This is a genomic window from Janthinobacterium sp. P210005 (assembly GCF_036231865.1).
GTDB classification, from domain to species: Bacteria; Pseudomonadota; Gammaproteobacteria; order Burkholderiales; family Burkholderiaceae_D; genus Janthinobacterium; species Janthinobacterium kumbetense.
Genome location: NZ_JAZARC010000005.1, coordinates 365,837 through 382,989, shown reverse-complemented (window position 1 = coordinate 382,989; position 17,153 = coordinate 365,837). Strand labels below are relative to the sequence as shown.

Here is a 17,153-nt window from a genome sequence, read left to right as displayed (position 1 = left end):
CGGCCTTACGAGGAGAATTCATGTCGGAAAACGACAAACTGGCGGCGCAAGCCGCCCGCAAGCGCCTGCTGATCGCCCAGGGTGAAATGTACCGCGTGGGCATCGTGCATGCGCGCGCCAACGTGGGCTACGCATTGCGTCCCGAATCGATGCTGCAGGGCGTGGTCGAAACGGCCGTCGGCTTTGCCGGCCACCGCGTCGAATCCCTGCTGGCGCCGGGCGGCATGCGTTTGCAAGGCGCCATGCCTTACGTGCTGACGGCGCTGTCCTTTATCGGACGTAAGAAGCTGGTCAAGCCGGCCCTGGTCCTCGTGGCCGTGGCCGCCGTTGCCGCCAGCTGGCTGCGCCGCAAGCGCTGAACGCCAGCCGTGTTGCACAGGAACGCCGTCATCGACGGCGTTTTTTTTGCCCGTACCCAACGTCCGGCACGTGCCGGCGCAATCCCTTACAATGATTCACGCCGCACCCGCGCGGCGGACAGAGGGCCATCTCGATGACGAATTCAAAGACACCGATCAATCAGTTAAATCCCTCGCGCCTGCGCATCGTGCTGGTGCTGCAAGGCGGCGGCGCACTGGGCGCCTACCAGGCTGGCGTCTACCACGCGCTGCACGAACATGGCTTGGCGCCCGACTGGGTGGTGGGCACCTCGATCGGCGCCATCAATGCCGCCATTCTTGCCGGCAACAAGCACGAAGACCGGCTCGTGCGCTTGAAACAGTTCTGGCAGCGCGTGGCGCACCGCGACAGCATCGACATGAACCTGGTATCGGACCAGCAGCGCCGCTCGAACATCTGGCTGGCCACGCTCGATACGGTGCTGCGGGGCGTGCCCGGCTTCTTCAAGCCGCGTTCCTTCAGCATGTTTCCGGCAGGAATCGCCGTCAAGCCGGAAGAGGCCAGCTTCTATGACACCAGCGAACTGGCCGGCACCCTCGAGGATCTGGTCGATTTCGATTACCTGAACCAGCCCGGCGGCATGCGCCTGACGGTCAACGCCCTGCGCGTCAAATGCGGCAGCCTCACCAGTTTCGACAGCCAGCAGCAACCCCTGACGGCGGACCATATCCGCGCCAGCGGCGCCTTGCCGCCCGGCTTTGCCGGCGTGCGCGTCGATGGCGATCTGTATTGGGATGGCGGCCTGTATTCGAACACGCCGCTGGAAACCGTGCTCGACGACACGCCCCACGTGGACACCCTCGTCTTCATGGTGGACCTGTGGAGCTCGGAAGGGCCGGAACCGACCACCCTCGACGAAGTGCAGACGCGGCAAAAGGATGTCACCTTCGCGTCGCGCTCGAAGCGGCATATCGCCGATTATGTCAATACGCATACCTTGCAGCGCAAATTGCGCGAACTGTACGCCGGGTTGCCCGACACCAAGCACAACCGCCAGCAGACGGAAGAGCTGGTCGCGCTGGGCTGCGACAGCACCATGCACATCGTGCGCCTGCCGTACGCGGGGCGCGACTGGCACATGGCGGCCAAGGACATCAATTTTTCCAAGGGCTCCATCGAGTGGCGCTGGGAGCAGGGCTACCAGGATGGCTTGCGCGCGATCAAGGCGGCCGGCTGGCTCGCCTATGTCACGGAAGACACGCCGCTCGTGGTGCACGAACTGCCCCCTTACGAGCGCGACGCCGCCTGATCAGGCCGAGTCGCAAGAGTACGCTTCACTATTGCGGATGGGCCGCTTCGCGCAGTTTTTCCGCGTTCGCCATGTCTTGCCGGTAAGTGTCTTGCGCCTCCTTCAGGCAGGTGGCGCGCGCGGCCGAGGGTTCCGAGCGGCAGGCTTTCTTGGCTTCGGCCAGGGCGGCGGCGATTTCCTTGCGCAGGGTGCGCAGCTGGGCTTGCGCCGTGCTGTCTTCCTGGTACCAGCGTTGCGGGTCGCCCGGCTGCGGCGTGGCCGTCTGGGCCAGTGCCAGCGGCGCCAGGCTGCAGGCGAACAGGGTGGCCAACAGTGTGTTGTGGATAGTCATGATATTTCCTCCTTGAAATAAAAAAGGCGCCGTAGCGCCTTTTTTTACAACCTGCCCGTCAGTAATAGCAGGATCAGTATCACTACGACGAGGCCGGCGATGCCGCTGGGGCCGTAACCCCAGTTGCGGCTATGCGGCCAGGTAGGCAGGACGCCGACCAGGGCCAGGATCAAGATGATCAGAATGATGGTGCCCATGGTATCTCCTAGTTGGTGCATGGTCCGGCGCAGGCTTGCGGGCAAGCCTGGCCAGGGGATTAATAGCGGTAGACGCGGCCGTCAACGATGCGCACGCGATTGCCGGGGCGCAAGTCATTCGCGTTGTCCTGCACCACGGTGCGGTATTCGCCGTTATCGAGGCGCACGCTGATCTGGTAGCCCTGCGCTTGCTGCCTGCGGCCTTCCACCTGGTTGCCCACGACGCCGCCGGCGACGGCGCCCGCCACGGTGGCGGCCGTGCGTCCGCCGCCCGAGCCGATGGTATTGCCCAGCAGGGCGCCCGCGATACCGCCCACGACGGCGCCGGCGCCGCTGGTCTGTCCGCCGCCCTGCACGAGCTGGATGGAATCGACGGTGCCGTACATGGCGGACTCAGGCTGGTTGGCTGGATAGTATGGTTGTTGTGACTGGTAAGAAGGGCCGGTGGCGCAACCGCTCAGTACGGCGGTGGCGGCGAGCATCAGTGCAGCCATGGTGGCGTTGGTTTTCATTTTATTCTCCTGACGAGGTGAGGGTGTAGTGCCATCTTAGTCATGCCCCCGCCCCCGGTCTGTACGCTGCCGCACGTACTTATTTCGTGTCGAAATGGTATTTTTTACCACGGCGATCCCGCAAAACGTTGTTATTTCTCCCTGTCTGCCTCCCGCTTTCAAAATAAATTACTTGTGTACGGCAGCGTACAGAAGAGAGGCGGCGATCCACGTAAAACGGTAGTCATGCCAAGCAGACATGCTTGCTACCACCAGGGAGAAATACATGAACAAGAATAAGCTTTTCACCGCCATCGTCGTCAGCCTGGCGTGCGCCGCCTGGGGCGGCCAGGCAGCGGCTGCCACGCCGGAAGCGAAAGCAGCGTACAAGGCGGCCAACGAGCAGGCGGGCCTCAATTACAAGCTGGCGCATGCGGAATGCGAAAAAATCACGGGCAACCCGAAGGATGTCTGCATCGCCGAAGCGAAGGCCGTGCGCGCCTACGATGAAGCCGTGGCCCAGGCGCAATACACGAATACCCTGCGTGCCTACACCAAGGCGCGCATCAAGATTGCCGATGCCAACTACGACGTCGACCTGGCGCGCTGCAATGCGCTGACGGGCAATGACAAGGATGTCTGCGTCAAGCTGGCCAAGTCCACCAAGGTGGCGGCCCTGGCCGACGCCAAGGCGGACAAGAAGGTGATCGAAGCGCGCAGCGATGCGCGCGAAGCAAAAAGAAAAGCCGAGTACAAGGTCGCGACAGAAAAATGCGATGCATTAGCCGGCGCAGCCAAGGATGACTGTATCAAGGCTGCAAAAACCCAGTTCGGTTACTGAGCTCCCTCCGGCGCGCAGTCACCAGACTGGTATAAGAAGCTCATTGTGAGCACATTGATTGACCACTCCTAAGGAAACCACCATGAAATTCACTAAATCTATCGCTACTGGCCTTTTCGTCGCTTCCCTGTTCGCCGTTGCAGGCTGCGCTTCGACCCCAACCAAGGAAGGCACGGGCGAGTACATCGACGACGCGGCCATCACCACCAAGGTGAAAGCCAGCATCTTCAACGAGCCTACCCTGAAATCGACGGAAATCAACGTTGAAACCTTCAAGGGCGTGGTTCAGCTGAGCGGCTTCGTGGCCCAGCCGTCGGATGCCGCCAAAGCAGGCGAAGTCGCCCGTGGCGTCAAGGGCGTGAAGTCGGTGAAAAACGACATCCGCGTCAAGTAATGGCCTGACCTGCCGCAGCGGCCCGCCCCACGGCTGGCCCTGCGGCCCACCACCGACCGTCGCGGGAATCGCATGCATATCCAGCCTACAGATACCCCGCCCGAGCCGGTGGCGGCCGCCTCCACCGAGCCTGCCGGGCCACCTCCCGGCGCGCCCGTGGAGAATCCGGACGCATCCCTGCGTTTGCCGCTGCATGTCAATGCGCGCGGCATGGCGCTGGGCATCATCGCCACCGTCAGCTTCATTTATGCGCTGCAGTGGGCACAGAAATTTCTCATTCCCGTCATCTTCGGCATTTTCATTGCCTATACCCTCAATCCCGTCGTCGCCTGGCTGGAAAAGCTGCGCCTGCCGCGCGCCATCGCCGCCACTGCCGTGACGGCCCTGATCCTGTTCGGCTCCATCGTCGTCGTCGAACGCGTGCAGGGCGAATTCGAATCCATCGTGGAAGAGTTGCCGGCCGCCACGCATAAACTGTCGCGCCTGATCGCCGCCAATACGGGCGGCAAGAACAGCACCTTCCAGAAGATGCAAGCCGTGGCCAATGAAATCGAGCAAGTGGCCGCCGGTGCCGAAGCGCGCCGCAACAACCGCCGCGCCGCCGCGGCCGAGGCGCCCAACTTCAAGATCATGGACTGGGTCTGGGCTGGCTCGCTGGGCCTGGTGGGCTTCCTCAGCCAGGCCACCATGGTTATCTTCCTCGTGTTTTTCCTGCTGCTGTCGGGCGATACCTTCAAGCGCAAGCTCGTCAAGCTGACGGGGCCGTCGCTGAGCCGCAAGAAGGTCACCGTGCACATCCTGGAAGACATCAATACCTCGATCCAGAACTATATGTTCATGCTGCTCGTCACGAATGGCTTGCTGGCCGTCCTGATGTGGATCGCCCTGCGCGTGATCGGCCTGGAAAACGCGGGCGCCTGGGCCATCGTGGCCGGCTTGCTGCACATCATGCCGTATTTCGGCCCCTTGCTCATCACCATCGCCACGGGCCTGGTGGCCTTTTTGCAGTTCGAATCGCTGGAAATGGTCTTGCTGGTGACGGGCACGTCGATGGCCATCGCCACCCTGGTGGGCACCTTTGTCACCACCTGGATGACGGGGCGCATCGCCCGCATGAATCCCACGGCCGTGTTCATCAGCCTGCTGTTCTGGGGCTGGCTGTGGGGCGTCTGGGGCTTGCTGCTGGGCGTGCCCATCATCGTCATCGTGAAAGTCGTCGCCGAGCGCGTGCAGGGCATGGAAGTGGTGGCCGAGCTGCTGGGCGAATAGTTTGCGGTAACTCAAGAAAAACGGCGCCCGCGGGCGCCGTTTTGACTTGCCGCAGCCGGCTCAGGATTGGTGGCGTTTCAATATCTTGACTTGCACGTCGCCATCGTCTGTCTTCGGCATATCCTTCATGCTGCCCAGCTGCAGGGCGAACTGGCGCGTGAATTCGGCGCCCAGGAAAAAGATTTGCGCCGAGTAATACACCCACAACAGCAGGGCCACGAGCGAACCGGCCGCGCCATAGCTGCTGGCCACGCCGCTATTGCCGATATACACGCCAATTGCATATTTCCCCAAGGAAAACATGAAAGCCGTGCCCACGGCGCCGATCACCACGTCGCGCCAGGACAGGCGCACGCGCGGCAGCATTTTATAGATGACGGCAAACAGGCTGGCGATGACGGCAAAGCCGATCAGGTTCGACAGGATGGTAAACAGCACGGCCGTGTCTTTCCACACGCCTTCCCAGAAATTGGCGAGGATGGCCATGGCTGCATTGACCACCAGCGACACCATCAGCAGGAAGGCCAGCACCAGCACCAGGCCGAAGGACAGCAAGCGCGTGCGCAGCATGTCCCAGGCGCCCGCTTCCTTCAAGGGCGGCACTTGCCAGATTTCATCCAGGCTGGCTTTGAGCTCGGCAAACACGCTGGTGGCGCCAAACAGCAGCAGGGCGCTGGCGATGAGGGTGGCGATGCGGCCTTGCTCATGATTCTTCGCGCCGGCCAGCACCAGTTGGATGGCTTCGGCGCCCTGCGTGCCCAGCAAGCCCTGCAATTGCCCCATCAGCTCGCCGCGCGCGGCGGCCGGACCATAGAAAAAGCCCGCGATGGCGATCACCAGCACGAGGATGGGGGCGATGGAAAACAGGGTGTAATAGGCGAGGGCGGCGCCCTTGCTCGAGGCGCGGTGTTCCAGCCATTCGGTGACGGAACAGACGATGACGCTGCGCATCTGCTTGCTGAGCGGCGCCAGGCCGGCCAGTCTGGGATAGCGGGAAGAAATATTCATGATGGCTTTCAATGCAAAAAAGGGGCGCGAGCCCCTTTTTCTATTCACGAGTGGCGTACCACTGTTGAGCTTACTGCACGCGGCGTTCGATGGTGATCTGTTCCACTTCAACGCGGCGGTTTGGTTCCAGGCACTTGATCAGGTCGGCACGTTTCTTGTTGTCGCAGGTGACGACAGGATTGGTGGAGCCCTTGCCTTCGGCCGTCAGGCGGTTGGCGGCGACACCGTGAGCGACCAGGTATTCCTTGACTGCATCAGCGCGCTGCTGCGACAGTTTCAGGTTGTACTTGGGCGAACCGATGCGGTCGGCATAACCGCTGATGACGACGTTGTTGACGTCCGGCGCTGCGTTCAGCACGCGGGCGATTTCGTCGAGCTTGGTCTGTGTCGGACCCAGCTTGGCGCTGTCGAACGCGAACAGTTCCGTTGCCGCCATCGTCACTTTTTCAAAGCGTGGCGGCGGTGGTGGTGGCGGTGGCGGCACGACCACGACGACTTCTTCACGCACTGGCGGCGGTGGCGGTGGTGGCGGCGGTGCAGGCGGTTTGTCGAACGCGTAGTTCAGGCCCACGGTGACATAGTAATTGTTGGACTTGCTGCTCGGGTCGAAGGTGTTGCCGCGCAGGAAGCCGTGCACATTGCGCACGTCAGCCTGGACGGACAACTGATCCGTGATGCTGGACTGGAAACCCAGACCCACGCTGGCGTATGGCGAGCTCTTGCTGCGTTCGCCGAAGGCGGAGCTGGTGTCCTTGTCGCGCTGCATGCCGGCACCGACCAGCAGGAAGGGACGGAAGGCTTTGCGCGAGAACATGTACAGGCCGTCTACGCCCAGCGTATTTTGCTGGTAGCGCTGACCGCCATCCTTGGAGCGGGCATACGTGGTGCCCAGCTGGATATCCCAGTCCGGCGAAACGGGTTTACCGAAACGCAAGCCCGCGCCATAGCCGGTTTTATCCGTGGCGAAGTCGGAATCTGGTTTGAGTGCGTTGATGCTAGGTTGAATGTACCAGGAGGGATTGATTTCCTGGGCCTGTGCGCCGAGGGCGGAGCACAGTACTGCGGCGGCGACGGCGATTTTTTTTAGATTATTCACAAGTAACTCCCAACGTTGATAAGAGATTTTCTCTACTGCATCAATGCGACAACTGCCAGACATGCTATTGCTAGAGGTAGACAACAATTCCAGGTGCGCTTTCTTGCGATAAATGCACTGCTGTTGGACTAGAGAATACGGTTGCAGGTTCAAGTGGTCGGTGCGTTGGCGCACAAAGCATTGTTGTATATCAATGGTGTTGCAGATTCACGACAAAGACTTCGGTGTTGAAAAAAACTAATTCGCCTCGGGAAACTTTTGCAATCACGGCCACTTCCTGGCGCCGCGACCAGAGGCAATCGTACGACTTGTTACCAGCGTGCCACTGTATATTAGCAACAATGATGAGCTTGATAACTAATATTACATTGATGTTGTATTCCTGCCGCGTTCTGTTGCCTTGCCGGGCTTCTTTCAGGCAACTTTTACGCGCCGCAGCCAGCTCCGCCACTTTTCATCAAGGAGTCACCCGTGCCTGATCACCCCCGTGTTGTTTCTTCCCCGCTGTCTGGCAAACTGGGCCCGCTATGTCTGCTGGGCCTGCTGCTGTTGCCGGGTCTGGCCATGCCGGCCCGGGCCGATAGCGGCGTGTCCCTGTTTTCGCCCAGCGGCACGGTCAAGGCCGTGCGCCAGGTGCGGGCCCAGTTCGCCACGCCGATGGTGCCGTTCGGCGACATGGGCTTGCCCGCGCCGTTCGCCATCGATTGCGGCAAGGCCGAGCCTGCCGTCGTGGCGGGCGCGGGACGATGGGCCGACGAGCGCAACTGGAACTATGATTTCGAGCGCGACTTGCCGGCCGGCGTGGCGTGCAGCTTCACCTTGAAAGCGGGGCTGAAGGACGTGGCGGGCCAGGTCTTGCAGGGTACCAGCGCTTACCGCTTTTCCACGGGCGGCCCGGCCATCGTCGAGGCCGTACCATATGACGGCCAGCCGTATATCGATGAAAACCAGGTATTCGTGCTGGGCCTGGACGCCGCGCCGAACGAGGCCAGCGTGGCCGCCAACGCGTATTGCCGCGCCGATGGCATCAATGAAAAGATTCCCGTGCGCCTGCTCAAAGGCAAGGAACTGGAGCAGGTATTGACCCTGCGCAAGAACTTCGTCGACCGCTACCTGACCGTGTATTTCAAGAAGCGGGGCACGCTGTGGAAAGTGGGCATGCCCGTCGCCAGCAAGGGCGCGCCGCCGCTGCCCGTCACCGTGCTGCAATGCAAGCGCAGCTTCCCCGCCAACGCCAAGGTGTCGCTCGTGTGGGGCGAGGGCATTGCCAGCGCCAGCGGCATCGCCACGGACAAGGCGCAAACCCTGCAGTTCAAGACGCGGCCCGACTTCACGGCCAAGTTCAGCTGCGAGCGCAGCAATCCGAAGGAGCAATGCATTCCCTTCCTGCCCATGCGCGTGCAGTTTTCCGCGCCCGTGAGCGCGGCGCAGGTGCGCGCCATGACCTTGAAGGGCGGCGGCAAGACGTATGCGCCGACGATTTCAAAAGACGAGGAAAAGGCGGAATTCCTGTACGGCGCCACCTTCAACGGTCCGTTTCCCGTGCAAGCCAGCTTCGTGCTGAATTTGCCGCCGAAATTGACGGATGACGCGGGCCGCGCCTTGCTCAACCGCGCGCGCTTCCCCATGACGGTGCGCACGGGCGAACAGCCGCCGCTGCTCAAGTTCCCGGCCCCGTTCGGCATCATCGAAGCGAAGGGCGACGGCTTGCTGCCCGTCACCGTGCGCAATATCGAGCCCGTGCTGTCTGGCAAGGAAATCGCCCAGCCAGCCGCTGCCACGGGCGCCACCTTGCGCGTGCCCGACAATGACGACAAGTTCATCATCGAGTGGATGCGGCGCCTGGCCGGCAATGGCGACGGGGGAGAGTACTGGCAGCCGTACGCCCAATATGCGGGCAACATGAGCAAATCCGTGTTGGCGGACGCGGCCGGTACGCGCCCCATCAGCCTGCCGCGCCCCGATGGCAAGAAAACCTTTGAAGTGATCGGCATCCCGTTGCAGAAGCCGGGCTTTTACGTGGTGGAGCTGGCCAGCCCCATCCTGGGCAAAGTGCTGCTGGGCAAACCGACGACGGCCTACATCCGCACGGCGGCGCTGGTGACGAACCTGGCGGCCCACTTCAAGCATGGCGCGCAATCGTCGCTCGTGTGGGTGACGTCGCTGGACAAGGGCGCGCCTGTTGCTAAAGCGCAAGTGGCCGTGCGCGACTGCGCCGGCAAGCTGCTGTGGCAAGGCGCCACGGGTGCGGACGGTGTGGCGCGCATTCCCGGCGAGCTGGCCAATTCCAGCTGCAAGAACAATGGCCGCTACTTTATCAGTGCGCGCAGCGGCGGCGACATGACGTTCACCCTGTCGGACTGGGTGGGCGGCATCGAAGCCTGGCGCTTCAATTTGCCCACGGACGACACGCGCGCCGACAACACCCTGCTGGCCACGGTATTCGACCGCACCTTGCTGCGCGCCGGCGAAACCGTGCACATGAAGCATTTCATCCGCAAGCACACGGGCGAAGGCATGAGCCTGGTCGACAAGAACAATGGCCCCGGCAGCGCGACGTCCATCGTCATCACGCACCAGGGCAGCGACCAGAACTACCAGTTGCCCCTGCGCTGGTCTGCCGGCGGCACGGCGGAAAGCGACTGGCTCATTCCCGCCGACGCCAAGCAGGGCGAGTACAGCGTGACGATGGCGGGCCGTCCTTCCGGCAGTTTCCGCGTAGAAGCGTTCCGCGTGCCGACCATGAAAGCCGTGCTGCAGGGACCGAAAGCCCCCGCCGTGCAGGCGAAGCAGCTGGCCCTGGATGCGCAAATCACGTATCTGGCCGGCGGCGCCGCCACGAATGCGCCCGTCAAGCTGCGCACGGTGCTGCAAGACAAGAGCGTGACGTTTGCCGACTATCCCGATTACAGCTTCAGCAATGGCGACGTGAAGGAAGGTCTGGTGAAACAGGGCACGGGCTACGACGACGATGAGGGCGAATGGCAGGACGAAGGCCATGGCGCTGCCGGCGCGGGCGCGGCGGCTGCGCGCACGCAAAGCTTGACCCTGGACAAGGCGGGCGGCGCACGCATCGTCATCGACCAGCTGCCGCAGCTGTCCACGCCGCGCGACCTAGTGGCGGAAATGGCTTTCCAGGATGCGAATGGCGAGACAGCCTCGGTGGCTGCGCGGGTGCCGCTGTGGCCGTCCAACTATGTGATCGGCATCAAGCCCGACGCCTGGGCCCTGAGCAAGGATGCGTTCAAGTTCACGGTGGCCGTGCTGGGCACCAATGGCAAGCCCGTGGCGAATGCCCCCGTCGCCGTGGATTTCTTCCAGCGCAACAGCTATTCGCACCGCCGGCGCCTGATCGGCGGCTTCTATGCGTATGAAAACAGCAGCGAAGTCGTCAAGCTGGGCCCCGCGTGCTCGGGCAAGACGGACAGCAAAGGTTTGCTGATCTGCGACGTGAAGGCGCCCGCCAGCGGCAATCTGATACTGCGCGCCCGCACGCAGGATGGTGCCGGCAATGCGGCCGTCGCCAACCGCGAAACGTGGGTGGCCGGCAGCGGCGACTGGTGGTTCAACGCCAGCGACAATGACCGCATCGATGTGTTGCCTGAAAAGAAACGCTATGAGCCGGGCCAGGAAGCGAGCTTGCAAGTGCGCATGCCCTTCCGCTCGGGCACGGCCCTGATCACGGTCGAGCGCGAAGGCATCCTCGACACCTATGTGCGCCAGCTCAACGGCCGGGAACCGGTGGTGGCTATTCCGGTCAAACCGAACTACGCGCCGAATGTGTATGTCTCCGTGTTTGTCGTGCGGGGCAGGGTCGACGGCGTGCAGCCGACGGCCCTGGTCGACCTGGGCAAGCCGGCTTACAAGATGGGCATCGCACCGCTGAACGTGGGGTGGCAGGCGCATGAACTGAACGTGATGGTGGTGTCCGACAAGGAGGTGTACAAGACGCGCGACAAGGCGGAGGTGTCCGTGCGCGTGCGCCGCGCCGACGGTAAAGCCTTGCCGGCCGGCGCGGAAGTGGCGCTGGCGGCCGTCGATACGGGCTTGCTGGAATTGATGCCCAACGATAGCTGGAAATTGCTCGACACCATGATGGCGCAGCGCAGCCTGCAGGTGGAAACGGCAACGGCGCAGATGCAGGTGATCGGCAAGCGCCACTTCGGCCGCAAGGCCTTCCCGGCCGGCGGTGGCGGCGGCAAGGGCGCCAGCCGCGAGCTGTTCGACACCCTGCTGTTCTGGAAGGGCACCGTCAAGCTCGACGCCAAGGGCGAAGCGACGGTACAAGTGCCGCTCAACGATTCGCTGACGGGCTTCCGCATCGTCGCCATCGCCAGTGCCGGCAAGGAATTGTTTGGCACGGGCAGCACGGACATCCGCAGCTCGCAAGACTTGATCTTGCTGTCGGGCTTGCCGACCCTCGTGCGCGAAGGCGACCAGTTGCGCGCCGGCTTTACGGTGCGCAACACTTCGGCCGCATCCTTGAGCGTGGATCTCAACGCCACGGCGGCCGGCAAGGCCTTGCCGCGCCAGAGTGTGACCCTGGCGGCGGGCGAGGCGCGCGAAGTGGGCTGGGATTATCAGGTGCCGCACGGTGCGCAACAGATTGTGTGGGAGATCGGCGCGAAGGCGGGGAGCTATACGGACAAGCTGAAAATCACGCAGAAGGTGGGCCAGGCCACGCCCGTGCGCACGTATCAAGCCACCTTGCAGCAGATCGACAAGCCCGTCAATATGTCCGTGCAAATGCCGGCCGGCGCCTTGCCGGGCCGGGGCGGCATCCAGACGAGCTTTGTCGCCAAACTGGGCGGCGAGCTGCCCGGCGTGCGCGAGTACATGGCTGCGTATCCGTACACCTGCTTCGAGCAAAACACGTCGAAAGCCATCGCCCTGCAAGATCAGGAGGCGTGGAACAAGCTGGCCGCCAGCCTGCCCGCCTACCTGGACAGCGACGGCATGCTGAAATACTTCCCCATCATGGAGCAGGGCAGCGACAGCCTGACGGCGTATGTACTGTCGGCAACGAGGGAGGCGGGCTATGCGATTCCCGAACAGACGAAGAACCGCATGGAAGAAGCCTTGACGGCCTTCGTGCAAGGCCGCATCGTGCGCCGTTCCGCACTGGACACGACCGACCTGGCCGTGCGCAAGCTGGCCGCGCTGGAAGCCTTGTCGCGTTCGAACAAGGTGCCGCCCGACGCCCTGGAAAGCATCAGCATCAACCCGAACCTGTGGCCGACGTCCGCCGTCATCGACTGGAGCTTGTTGCTGCAACGCACGCCAAGCCTGGCGCGCCGCGATGCATTGCTGGCCGAGGCGCAGCAAATCCTGCGTTCGCGCCTGAACTTCCAGGGCACGACCATGGGCTTTTCCACCGAGCGCAAGGATAACTGGTGGTGGCTGATGGTCTCCGGCGACGTCAACGCCAACCGGCTGTTGCTGGCCGTGATGGACAATCCCGCTTGGAAAGACGACATCGGCCGCCTGGTGCGCGGCAGCATGGGCCGCCAGAAGAAGGGCCGCTGGGATACGACGGTGGCCAACGCCTGGGGCACCCTGGCGATTGCCAAGTTCTCGGCCAAATTCGAATCCACCCCCGTGACGGGCGCCAGCGCCGTCAAGCTGGGCGGCGATACGCAAGCGCTCGTGTGGAATGGCGCGGCGAAAGTGGGCCCCGTGCTGCAAGCGTGGCCGAAGGGCACGGATACCCTGGGCCTGGCGCACAGCGGCACGGGCAAGCCGTGGGCCACCGTGCAAAGCCTGGCCGCCATCCCGCTCAAGGCGCCCGTGTCCAGCGGCTACACGATCAAGAAAACCATTACGCCAGTGGAACAGAAGACGGCGGGTGCGTGGTCGCGCGGCGACGTCTACCGCGTGCGCCTGGACTTGTCCGCGCAGGCGGACATGAGCTGGGTGGTGGTCGACGACCCGATTCCCGCCAGCGCCACGGTGCTGGGCAACGGCCTGGGCCGCGATTCGCAGCTGCTGACGGCCGGCGAAAAATCCACGGGCTGGGTCTGGCCCACGTTCGAGGAGCGGGCCTTCGACGCCTTCCGCGCCTATTACGCCTTCGTGCCGAAGGGTAACTGGCGCGTGGAATACACGGTGCGCCTGAACAATGCCGGGGATTTCAGCCTGCCCGCCACGCGCATCGAAGCCATGTATTCGCCGGAAATGTTTGGAGAGTCGCCGAACGCGAATGTGAAGGTGGGGCAGTGAAGAGTTTGATTTTTGTCACGGGCTGCCTGCTGGCCGGCCAGGTTTTCGCCGAGGTGGTCCTGACCCCGGCCCAGGTGCAGGCCGCCTACCGCAGTTCGGAAGCGCAATTGCTGGACCGCAGCGGCGCGCCCCTGCAATCCTTGCGCGTGGACATGAAGGTGCGCCGCTTGCCGTGGGTGGCGCTGGCCGACATCTCGCCCGCCGTGCAGCAAGCCGTGCTGCTGGCGGAAGACCAGCGCTTCATGCGCCACGGCGGCGTGGATGTGTCCGCGCTGGCCACGGCCGCCTGGGACAATCTGTTTTCCAAGAAACCCCGGGGCGCTTCCACCATCACCATGCAGCTGGCGGGCCAGCTGGATGCGGACTTGCAGGCGTCCTCGGGCGGACGCAGCCTGCGCCAGAAGTGGGACCAGATGCGCGCGGCCCAGGCGATCGAGGATAGCTGGAGCAAGGCGCAGATTTTCGAAGCGTATCTGAACCTCGTGTCGTTCCGTGGCGAGCTGCAAGGCATCGCGTCCGCCTCGTACAGCTTGTTCGGCAAGGCGCCGTCGGGCCTGAACCAGACGGATGGCATCATTCTGGCCAGCCTCGTGCGGGCGCCGAACGCGCCGCCGGCCACCGTCACGCGCCGCGCCTGCGCGCTGGCGAAGGAATGGCGCATGGACAGCAGTTGCCAGCTGATCGGCCAGCGCGTGCAGACGGCCTTGCAGCGCAACGCCCTGTATGCGGAGCTGGCGCCGGCGCCGCAAGTGGCGCAGCAACTGTTGAAACAGCCGGGCGCGCAGGTCGCCAGCACCCTCGACGGTCCCTTGCAGCGTTTCGCGCAGGAAAACCTGCGCCAGCAACTGGCATCCTTGCGCGAGCGCAATGTCAACGATGGCGCCATCATCGTGCTCGACAACCGCAGCGGAGACATTCTCGCCTATGTCGGCAATGCGGGCGGCAGCCACGTCGATGGCGTGGCGGCCCTGCGCCAGGCTGGTTCCACCTTGAAACCATTCTTGTATGAACTGGCCATCGAGCGCCGGCTGATGACGGCCGCGTCCGTCATGGACGACTCGCCGCTCGACGTCGCCACGGCGTCCGGCATGTATGCGCCGCAAAACTACGACCGCAATTTCAAGGGCTACGTCAGCGCCCGCACCAGCCTGGCCAGTTCGCTCAATATTCCCGCCGTGCGCACGGTATTGCTGACGGGGCAGGACGGTTTTTATAACCGCCTGAAGGACGTGGGCCTGTCCAGCCTGACGGAGCCGGCCGAATACTACGGCCCTTCGCTGGCGCTGGGCTCATCGGAAGTGACCTTGCTGGAACTGGCCAACGCCTACCGCGCGTTGGCAAATGGCGGGCTGTACAGCACGGCCAGCCTGCAGCCGGGCCAGGCTGGCAAGGACAAACGCCGCGTGATGGAAGCGGGCGCCGCCTTCATCGTGGGCGACATCCTGGCCGACCGCGCCGCGCGCAGCATGACCTTTGGCTTGCGCAACGAACTGGGGACGAATTTCTGGAGCGCCGTCAAGACGGGCACGAGCAAGGACATGCGCGACAACTGGTGCATGGGCTACTCGGCGCGCTACACGGTGGGCGTCTGGGTGGGCAACTTCGACGGCAAGCCCATGTGGGACGTGTCGGGCGTGACGGGCGCCGCGCCCGTGTGGCGCGACGTCATGGATTATCTGCACAAGAACGTGCCCAGCCATGCCCCGAAGGCGCCGCCCGGCGTGCTGCAGCAAATGGTGGCGTACCAGCCCGCGCTGGAAGCGCCGCGCCGCGAATGGTTTATTGCCGGCACGGAAAGCCCCGTCATCGCCGTCGTGGGCGACACCGTGAAGCCGCCCGCCATCGTGTATCCGGCAGACGACAGCATCCTCGCCATCGACCCCGACATCCCGCCTGCCCTGCAGCGCGTATTCTTCCAGGCCCAGGGCAGCCACGCCTTGCGCTGGGTGCTCGACGGCAAGGACCTGGGCGGCGCAGCGGAGAGCATCAGCTGGCGCCCCGTGCCGGGCAAGCATGCGCTGGCCCTCGTCGACGACGCCGGCAAGACGGTGGCGCAGGTGGCGTTCCAGGTGCGGGGGAATGCACTGGCGCAGCTTGCCGCACAGGGTAAGTAATCAGTTCGATGGATAATTCGCCGGGTCGATGGCTGGCGTGACGTAATGCCGCAATACGTCGCCGCCGTGCGGGTGTTTTTGCGTGCGGCGTTTTTCGTCCGATGGAGGGCTGACCAGCACGATGGTCGCTTCTTCCGGATTGCGCAGGTTCACCACGGCACTGATCCCCCCATCGCGGTAGCTGCCCATCACGCCGACGGCCATTTGCACGAACAGGGTGGCCGCGCCCGTGTTGCCCAGGCGCTGGTCCGTATCGATCCATTGCTGCGGCTTGCCGCTGTCGAGTTCCGTGCCGCCATCTTCCGCATGCTTGAGCAAGGTTTTGTGCAGCGCCACCAACTGTGCCTGATTGCCGCCCGTGGCGGCGACCAGGCGCGCCGGCGCGGCGGGACGTTCGCTTTCCGGCAAGCTGTGCAGGGCCTCCTGCCAGCCCGCCTGCAACGCTTGTTCGCGCTGGTCGCGGCGCGTGAGCGGCTTGCCGTGTTCATCCGTCATCCTGACGAACGTGGGCCTGTGGATGAAGCCGAAGGTCGGCAGGCGGTCCAGTTGCGCCAACTGTTCCTTGTTAAAGGGCACAGGAAACCAGGGCGTGGGCTGCCACTCTTTCGGCGGGTGATAGGTCTTGTGCTGGAGCTTGTCGAGCATGCTGAAGCTGCCCGTGCCACGGATGTCGGGACGCTGCGCGAATTGTGCGGCGACGGGGAGCCATTCGGCGATTGAGGGCTGGCGCCGGGTGGTGGCTGCCGGATCGCTTTCCAGACGCTCCTGGGGCACGGTGCCCATCAAGTCATAGTAGGCCAGATACAGGCGCCGCGCCACGCCGTAGGTATTCAAGTCATCGACGCTATCCTCGGGCGGTGCATCGTCGTAGGCGAACTTGCGCACGGCATCGATGCGTTCGCGCCGGGCCAGCACGAACAGGGCCGAGGCGTCGGGCATTTCGGGAATGTAGTAGCCGTCCTTGACGAGTGATGGCGATTCATTTGGCCGGTAAAGATCGCGCGTGGATATGCTGTCCTCTGAATTGAGTACGATGTACGGTACGTCGGGATGGGCATCGAAGAAGGCAAATATGTCCTCCAGAATACGGTCCGGGTATTCGCTGAAGCGGCGCGGACCGGCAGCGAACAGATGCCAATGCATGCCGGAAGGTGCTGCGCCAGCGGCCAAGCCTATAACCGGTGCGTCGGGCCTGTCACGCATGCGTGAATTAATGATCGGTGGTTCTGCGTTAAAAACGGGCACGCCGAAATACATCGGAGTATCCCTCGCCCCATTTTCCAGCGCGTCGCCGCCGCGGCCACCAGCTATTCCAGATCGTTCCATCGCATCCCAAGGATATTTTTTAGTATCCTGCTCGCGGATGCTGGCGTAGGCATTTCCATTCTGCAGCGCTTCCCACAGCTTGCCTTGGCGATACTTGTCCAGGGTGATGCCAAGGCCGATGACTTCCAGCACGTACTCGCGCTTTTCCTGCTCGGTGGGCGCCGCTAACTGCACTTGCTGCTTTGCGACTGCCACGGGCTTGGGCGAATGTAACCAGCG

General features: G+C 63.4%; 13 protein-coding genes. 7 read left to right on the top strand and 6 right to left on the bottom strand.

Going from position 1 to position 17,153, the window contains the following annotated elements:
• Positions 1-20 precede the first annotated feature (20 nt).
• Together VPH40_RS20965 and VPH40_RS20960 are read left to right on the top strand one after the other, a co-directional pair.
• Entirely contained in the window at positions 21-359 is a 339-nt protein-coding gene (locus tag VPH40_RS20965; RefSeq protein ID WP_035826249.1) for a hypothetical protein, read from the top strand.
• A 134-nt stretch (positions 360-493) separates the two neighbouring features.
• Positions 494-1,648 (top strand): patatin-like phospholipase family protein, encoded by a 1,155-nt coding sequence (locus VPH40_RS20960; protein WP_251350777.1) that lies wholly within the window; start codon positions 494-496, stop codon positions 1,646-1,648.
• A 28-nt stretch (positions 1,649-1,676) separates the two neighbouring features.
• Here the strand turns inward: VPH40_RS20960 and VPH40_RS20955 are convergent, their stop codons facing one another.
• From VPH40_RS20955 to VPH40_RS20945, 3 genes are read right to left on the bottom strand one after another with little or no spacing between them, the layout of a single operon-like run.
• The gene (locus VPH40_RS20955) at positions 1,677-1,979 is read right to left on the bottom strand and encodes a hypothetical protein (RefSeq protein ID WP_099664886.1); all 303 of its coding nucleotides are present in this window, start codon (positions 1,977-1,979) and stop codon (positions 1,677-1,679) included.
• Positions 1,980-2,023: 44 nt separating this feature from the next.
• Positions 2,024-2,176 carry a DUF3309 family protein gene (locus VPH40_RS20950; RefSeq protein ID WP_010396415.1) on the bottom strand — a complete coding sequence of 51 codons (153 nt, stop codon included), beginning with the start codon at positions 2,174-2,176 and terminating at the stop codon, positions 2,024-2,026.
• 59 nt (positions 2,177-2,235) lie between these two features.
• Positions 2,236-2,688 carry a glycine zipper 2TM domain-containing protein gene (locus tag VPH40_RS20945; protein ID WP_077401560.1) on the bottom strand — a complete coding sequence of 151 codons (453 nt, stop codon included), beginning with the start codon at positions 2,686-2,688 and terminating at the stop codon, positions 2,236-2,238.
• Positions 2,689-2,953: 265 nt separating this feature from the next.
• On the opposite strand from VPH40_RS20945, the gene VPH40_RS20940 reads away from it, so the two are divergent.
• The 3 genes from VPH40_RS20940 to VPH40_RS20930 all read left to right on the top strand — a co-directional run bounded on the left by VPH40_RS20940 (position 2,954) and on the right by VPH40_RS20930 (position 5,171).
• Complete coding sequence (locus VPH40_RS20940) at positions 2,954-3,508, top strand: hypothetical protein (RefSeq protein ID WP_099664885.1); 555 nt, start codon at positions 2,954-2,956, stop codon at positions 3,506-3,508.
• Positions 3,509-3,590: 82 nt separating this feature from the next.
• Positions 3,591-3,902: a BON domain-containing protein gene (locus tag VPH40_RS20935; protein ID WP_046682432.1), complete on the top strand. Its 312-nt coding sequence runs from the start codon at positions 3,591-3,593 to the stop codon at positions 3,900-3,902.
• A 72-nt stretch (positions 3,903-3,974) separates the two neighbouring features.
• The gene (locus VPH40_RS20930; protein WP_369812293.1) at positions 3,975-5,171 is read left to right on the top strand and encodes an AI-2E family transporter; all 1,197 of its coding nucleotides are present in this window, start codon (positions 3,975-3,977) and stop codon (positions 5,169-5,171) included.
• A gap of 60 nt (positions 5,172-5,231) precedes the next feature.
• On the opposite strand, the gene VPH40_RS20925 is transcribed toward VPH40_RS20930, so the two are convergent.
• Together VPH40_RS20925 and VPH40_RS20920 are read right to left on the bottom strand one after the other, a co-directional pair.
• On the bottom strand, positions 5,232-6,179 hold the full coding sequence (locus VPH40_RS20925; protein ID WP_328574398.1) for a YihY/virulence factor BrkB family protein: 948 nt from the start codon (positions 6,177-6,179) through the stop codon (positions 5,232-5,234).
• 70 nt (positions 6,180-6,249) lie between these two features.
• Positions 6,250-7,275 carry an OmpA family protein gene (locus tag VPH40_RS20920; RefSeq protein ID WP_099664883.1) on the bottom strand — a complete coding sequence of 342 codons (1,026 nt, stop codon included), beginning with the start codon at positions 7,273-7,275 and terminating at the stop codon, positions 6,250-6,252.
• A 471-nt stretch (positions 7,276-7,746) separates the two neighbouring features.
• On the opposite strand from VPH40_RS20920, the gene VPH40_RS20915 reads away from it, so the two are divergent.
• On the top strand, positions 7,747-13,494 hold the full coding sequence (locus tag VPH40_RS20915) for an alpha-2-macroglobulin family protein (protein WP_328574397.1): 5,748 nt from the start codon (positions 7,747-7,749) through the stop codon (positions 13,492-13,494).
• Positions 13,491-15,608, top strand: coding sequence for a penicillin-binding protein 1C (gene pbpC / locus VPH40_RS20910; RefSeq protein ID WP_328574396.1), 2,118 nt, complete (start codon positions 13,491-13,493; stop codon positions 15,606-15,608). The genes VPH40_RS20915 and pbpC overlap by 4 nt, the downstream gene beginning before the upstream one ends.
• Here pbpC and VPH40_RS20905 read toward each other — a convergent pair whose 3' ends face one another.
• On the bottom strand, positions 15,609-17,129 hold the full coding sequence (locus tag VPH40_RS20905; protein WP_328574395.1) for a type VI lipase adapter Tla3 domain-containing protein: 1,521 nt from the start codon (positions 17,127-17,129) through the stop codon (positions 15,609-15,611). It abuts the gene before it with no gap.
• Positions 17,130-17,153: the final 24 nt, after the last annotated feature.

What these genes read in the sequence shown, in the direction of transcription:
- VPH40_RS20930 (WP_369812293.1), top strand. Translation starts at nt 3,975, where the DNA reads ATGCATATCCAGCCTACAGATACCCCGCCCGAGCCGGTGGCGGCCGCC.
- VPH40_RS20945 (WP_077401560.1), bottom strand. Translation starts at nt 2,688, where the DNA reads ATGAAAACCAACGCCACCATGGCTGCACTGATGCTCGCCGCCACCGCC.
- VPH40_RS20965 (WP_035826249.1), top strand. Translation starts at nt 21, where the DNA reads ATGTCGGAAAACGACAAACTGGCGGCGCAAGCCGCCCGCAAGCGCCTG.
- VPH40_RS20950 (WP_010396415.1), bottom strand. Translation starts at nt 2,176, where the DNA reads ATGGGCACCATCATTCTGATCATCTTGATCCTGGCCCTGGTCGGCGTC.
- VPH40_RS20935 (WP_046682432.1), top strand. Translation starts at nt 3,591, where the DNA reads ATGAAATTCACTAAATCTATCGCTACTGGCCTTTTCGTCGCTTCCCTG.
- VPH40_RS20955 (WP_099664886.1), bottom strand. Translation starts at nt 1,979, where the DNA reads ATGACTATCCACAACACACTGTTGGCCACCCTGTTCGCCTGCAGCCTG.
- VPH40_RS20960 (WP_251350777.1), top strand. Translation starts at nt 494, where the DNA reads ATGACGAATTCAAAGACACCGATCAATCAGTTAAATCCCTCGCGCCTG.
- VPH40_RS20940 (WP_099664885.1), top strand. Translation starts at nt 2,954, where the DNA reads ATGAACAAGAATAAGCTTTTCACCGCCATCGTCGTCAGCCTGGCGTGC.
- VPH40_RS20925 (WP_328574398.1), bottom strand. Translation starts at nt 6,179, where the DNA reads ATGAATATTTCTTCCCGCTATCCCAGACTGGCCGGCCTGGCGCCGCTC.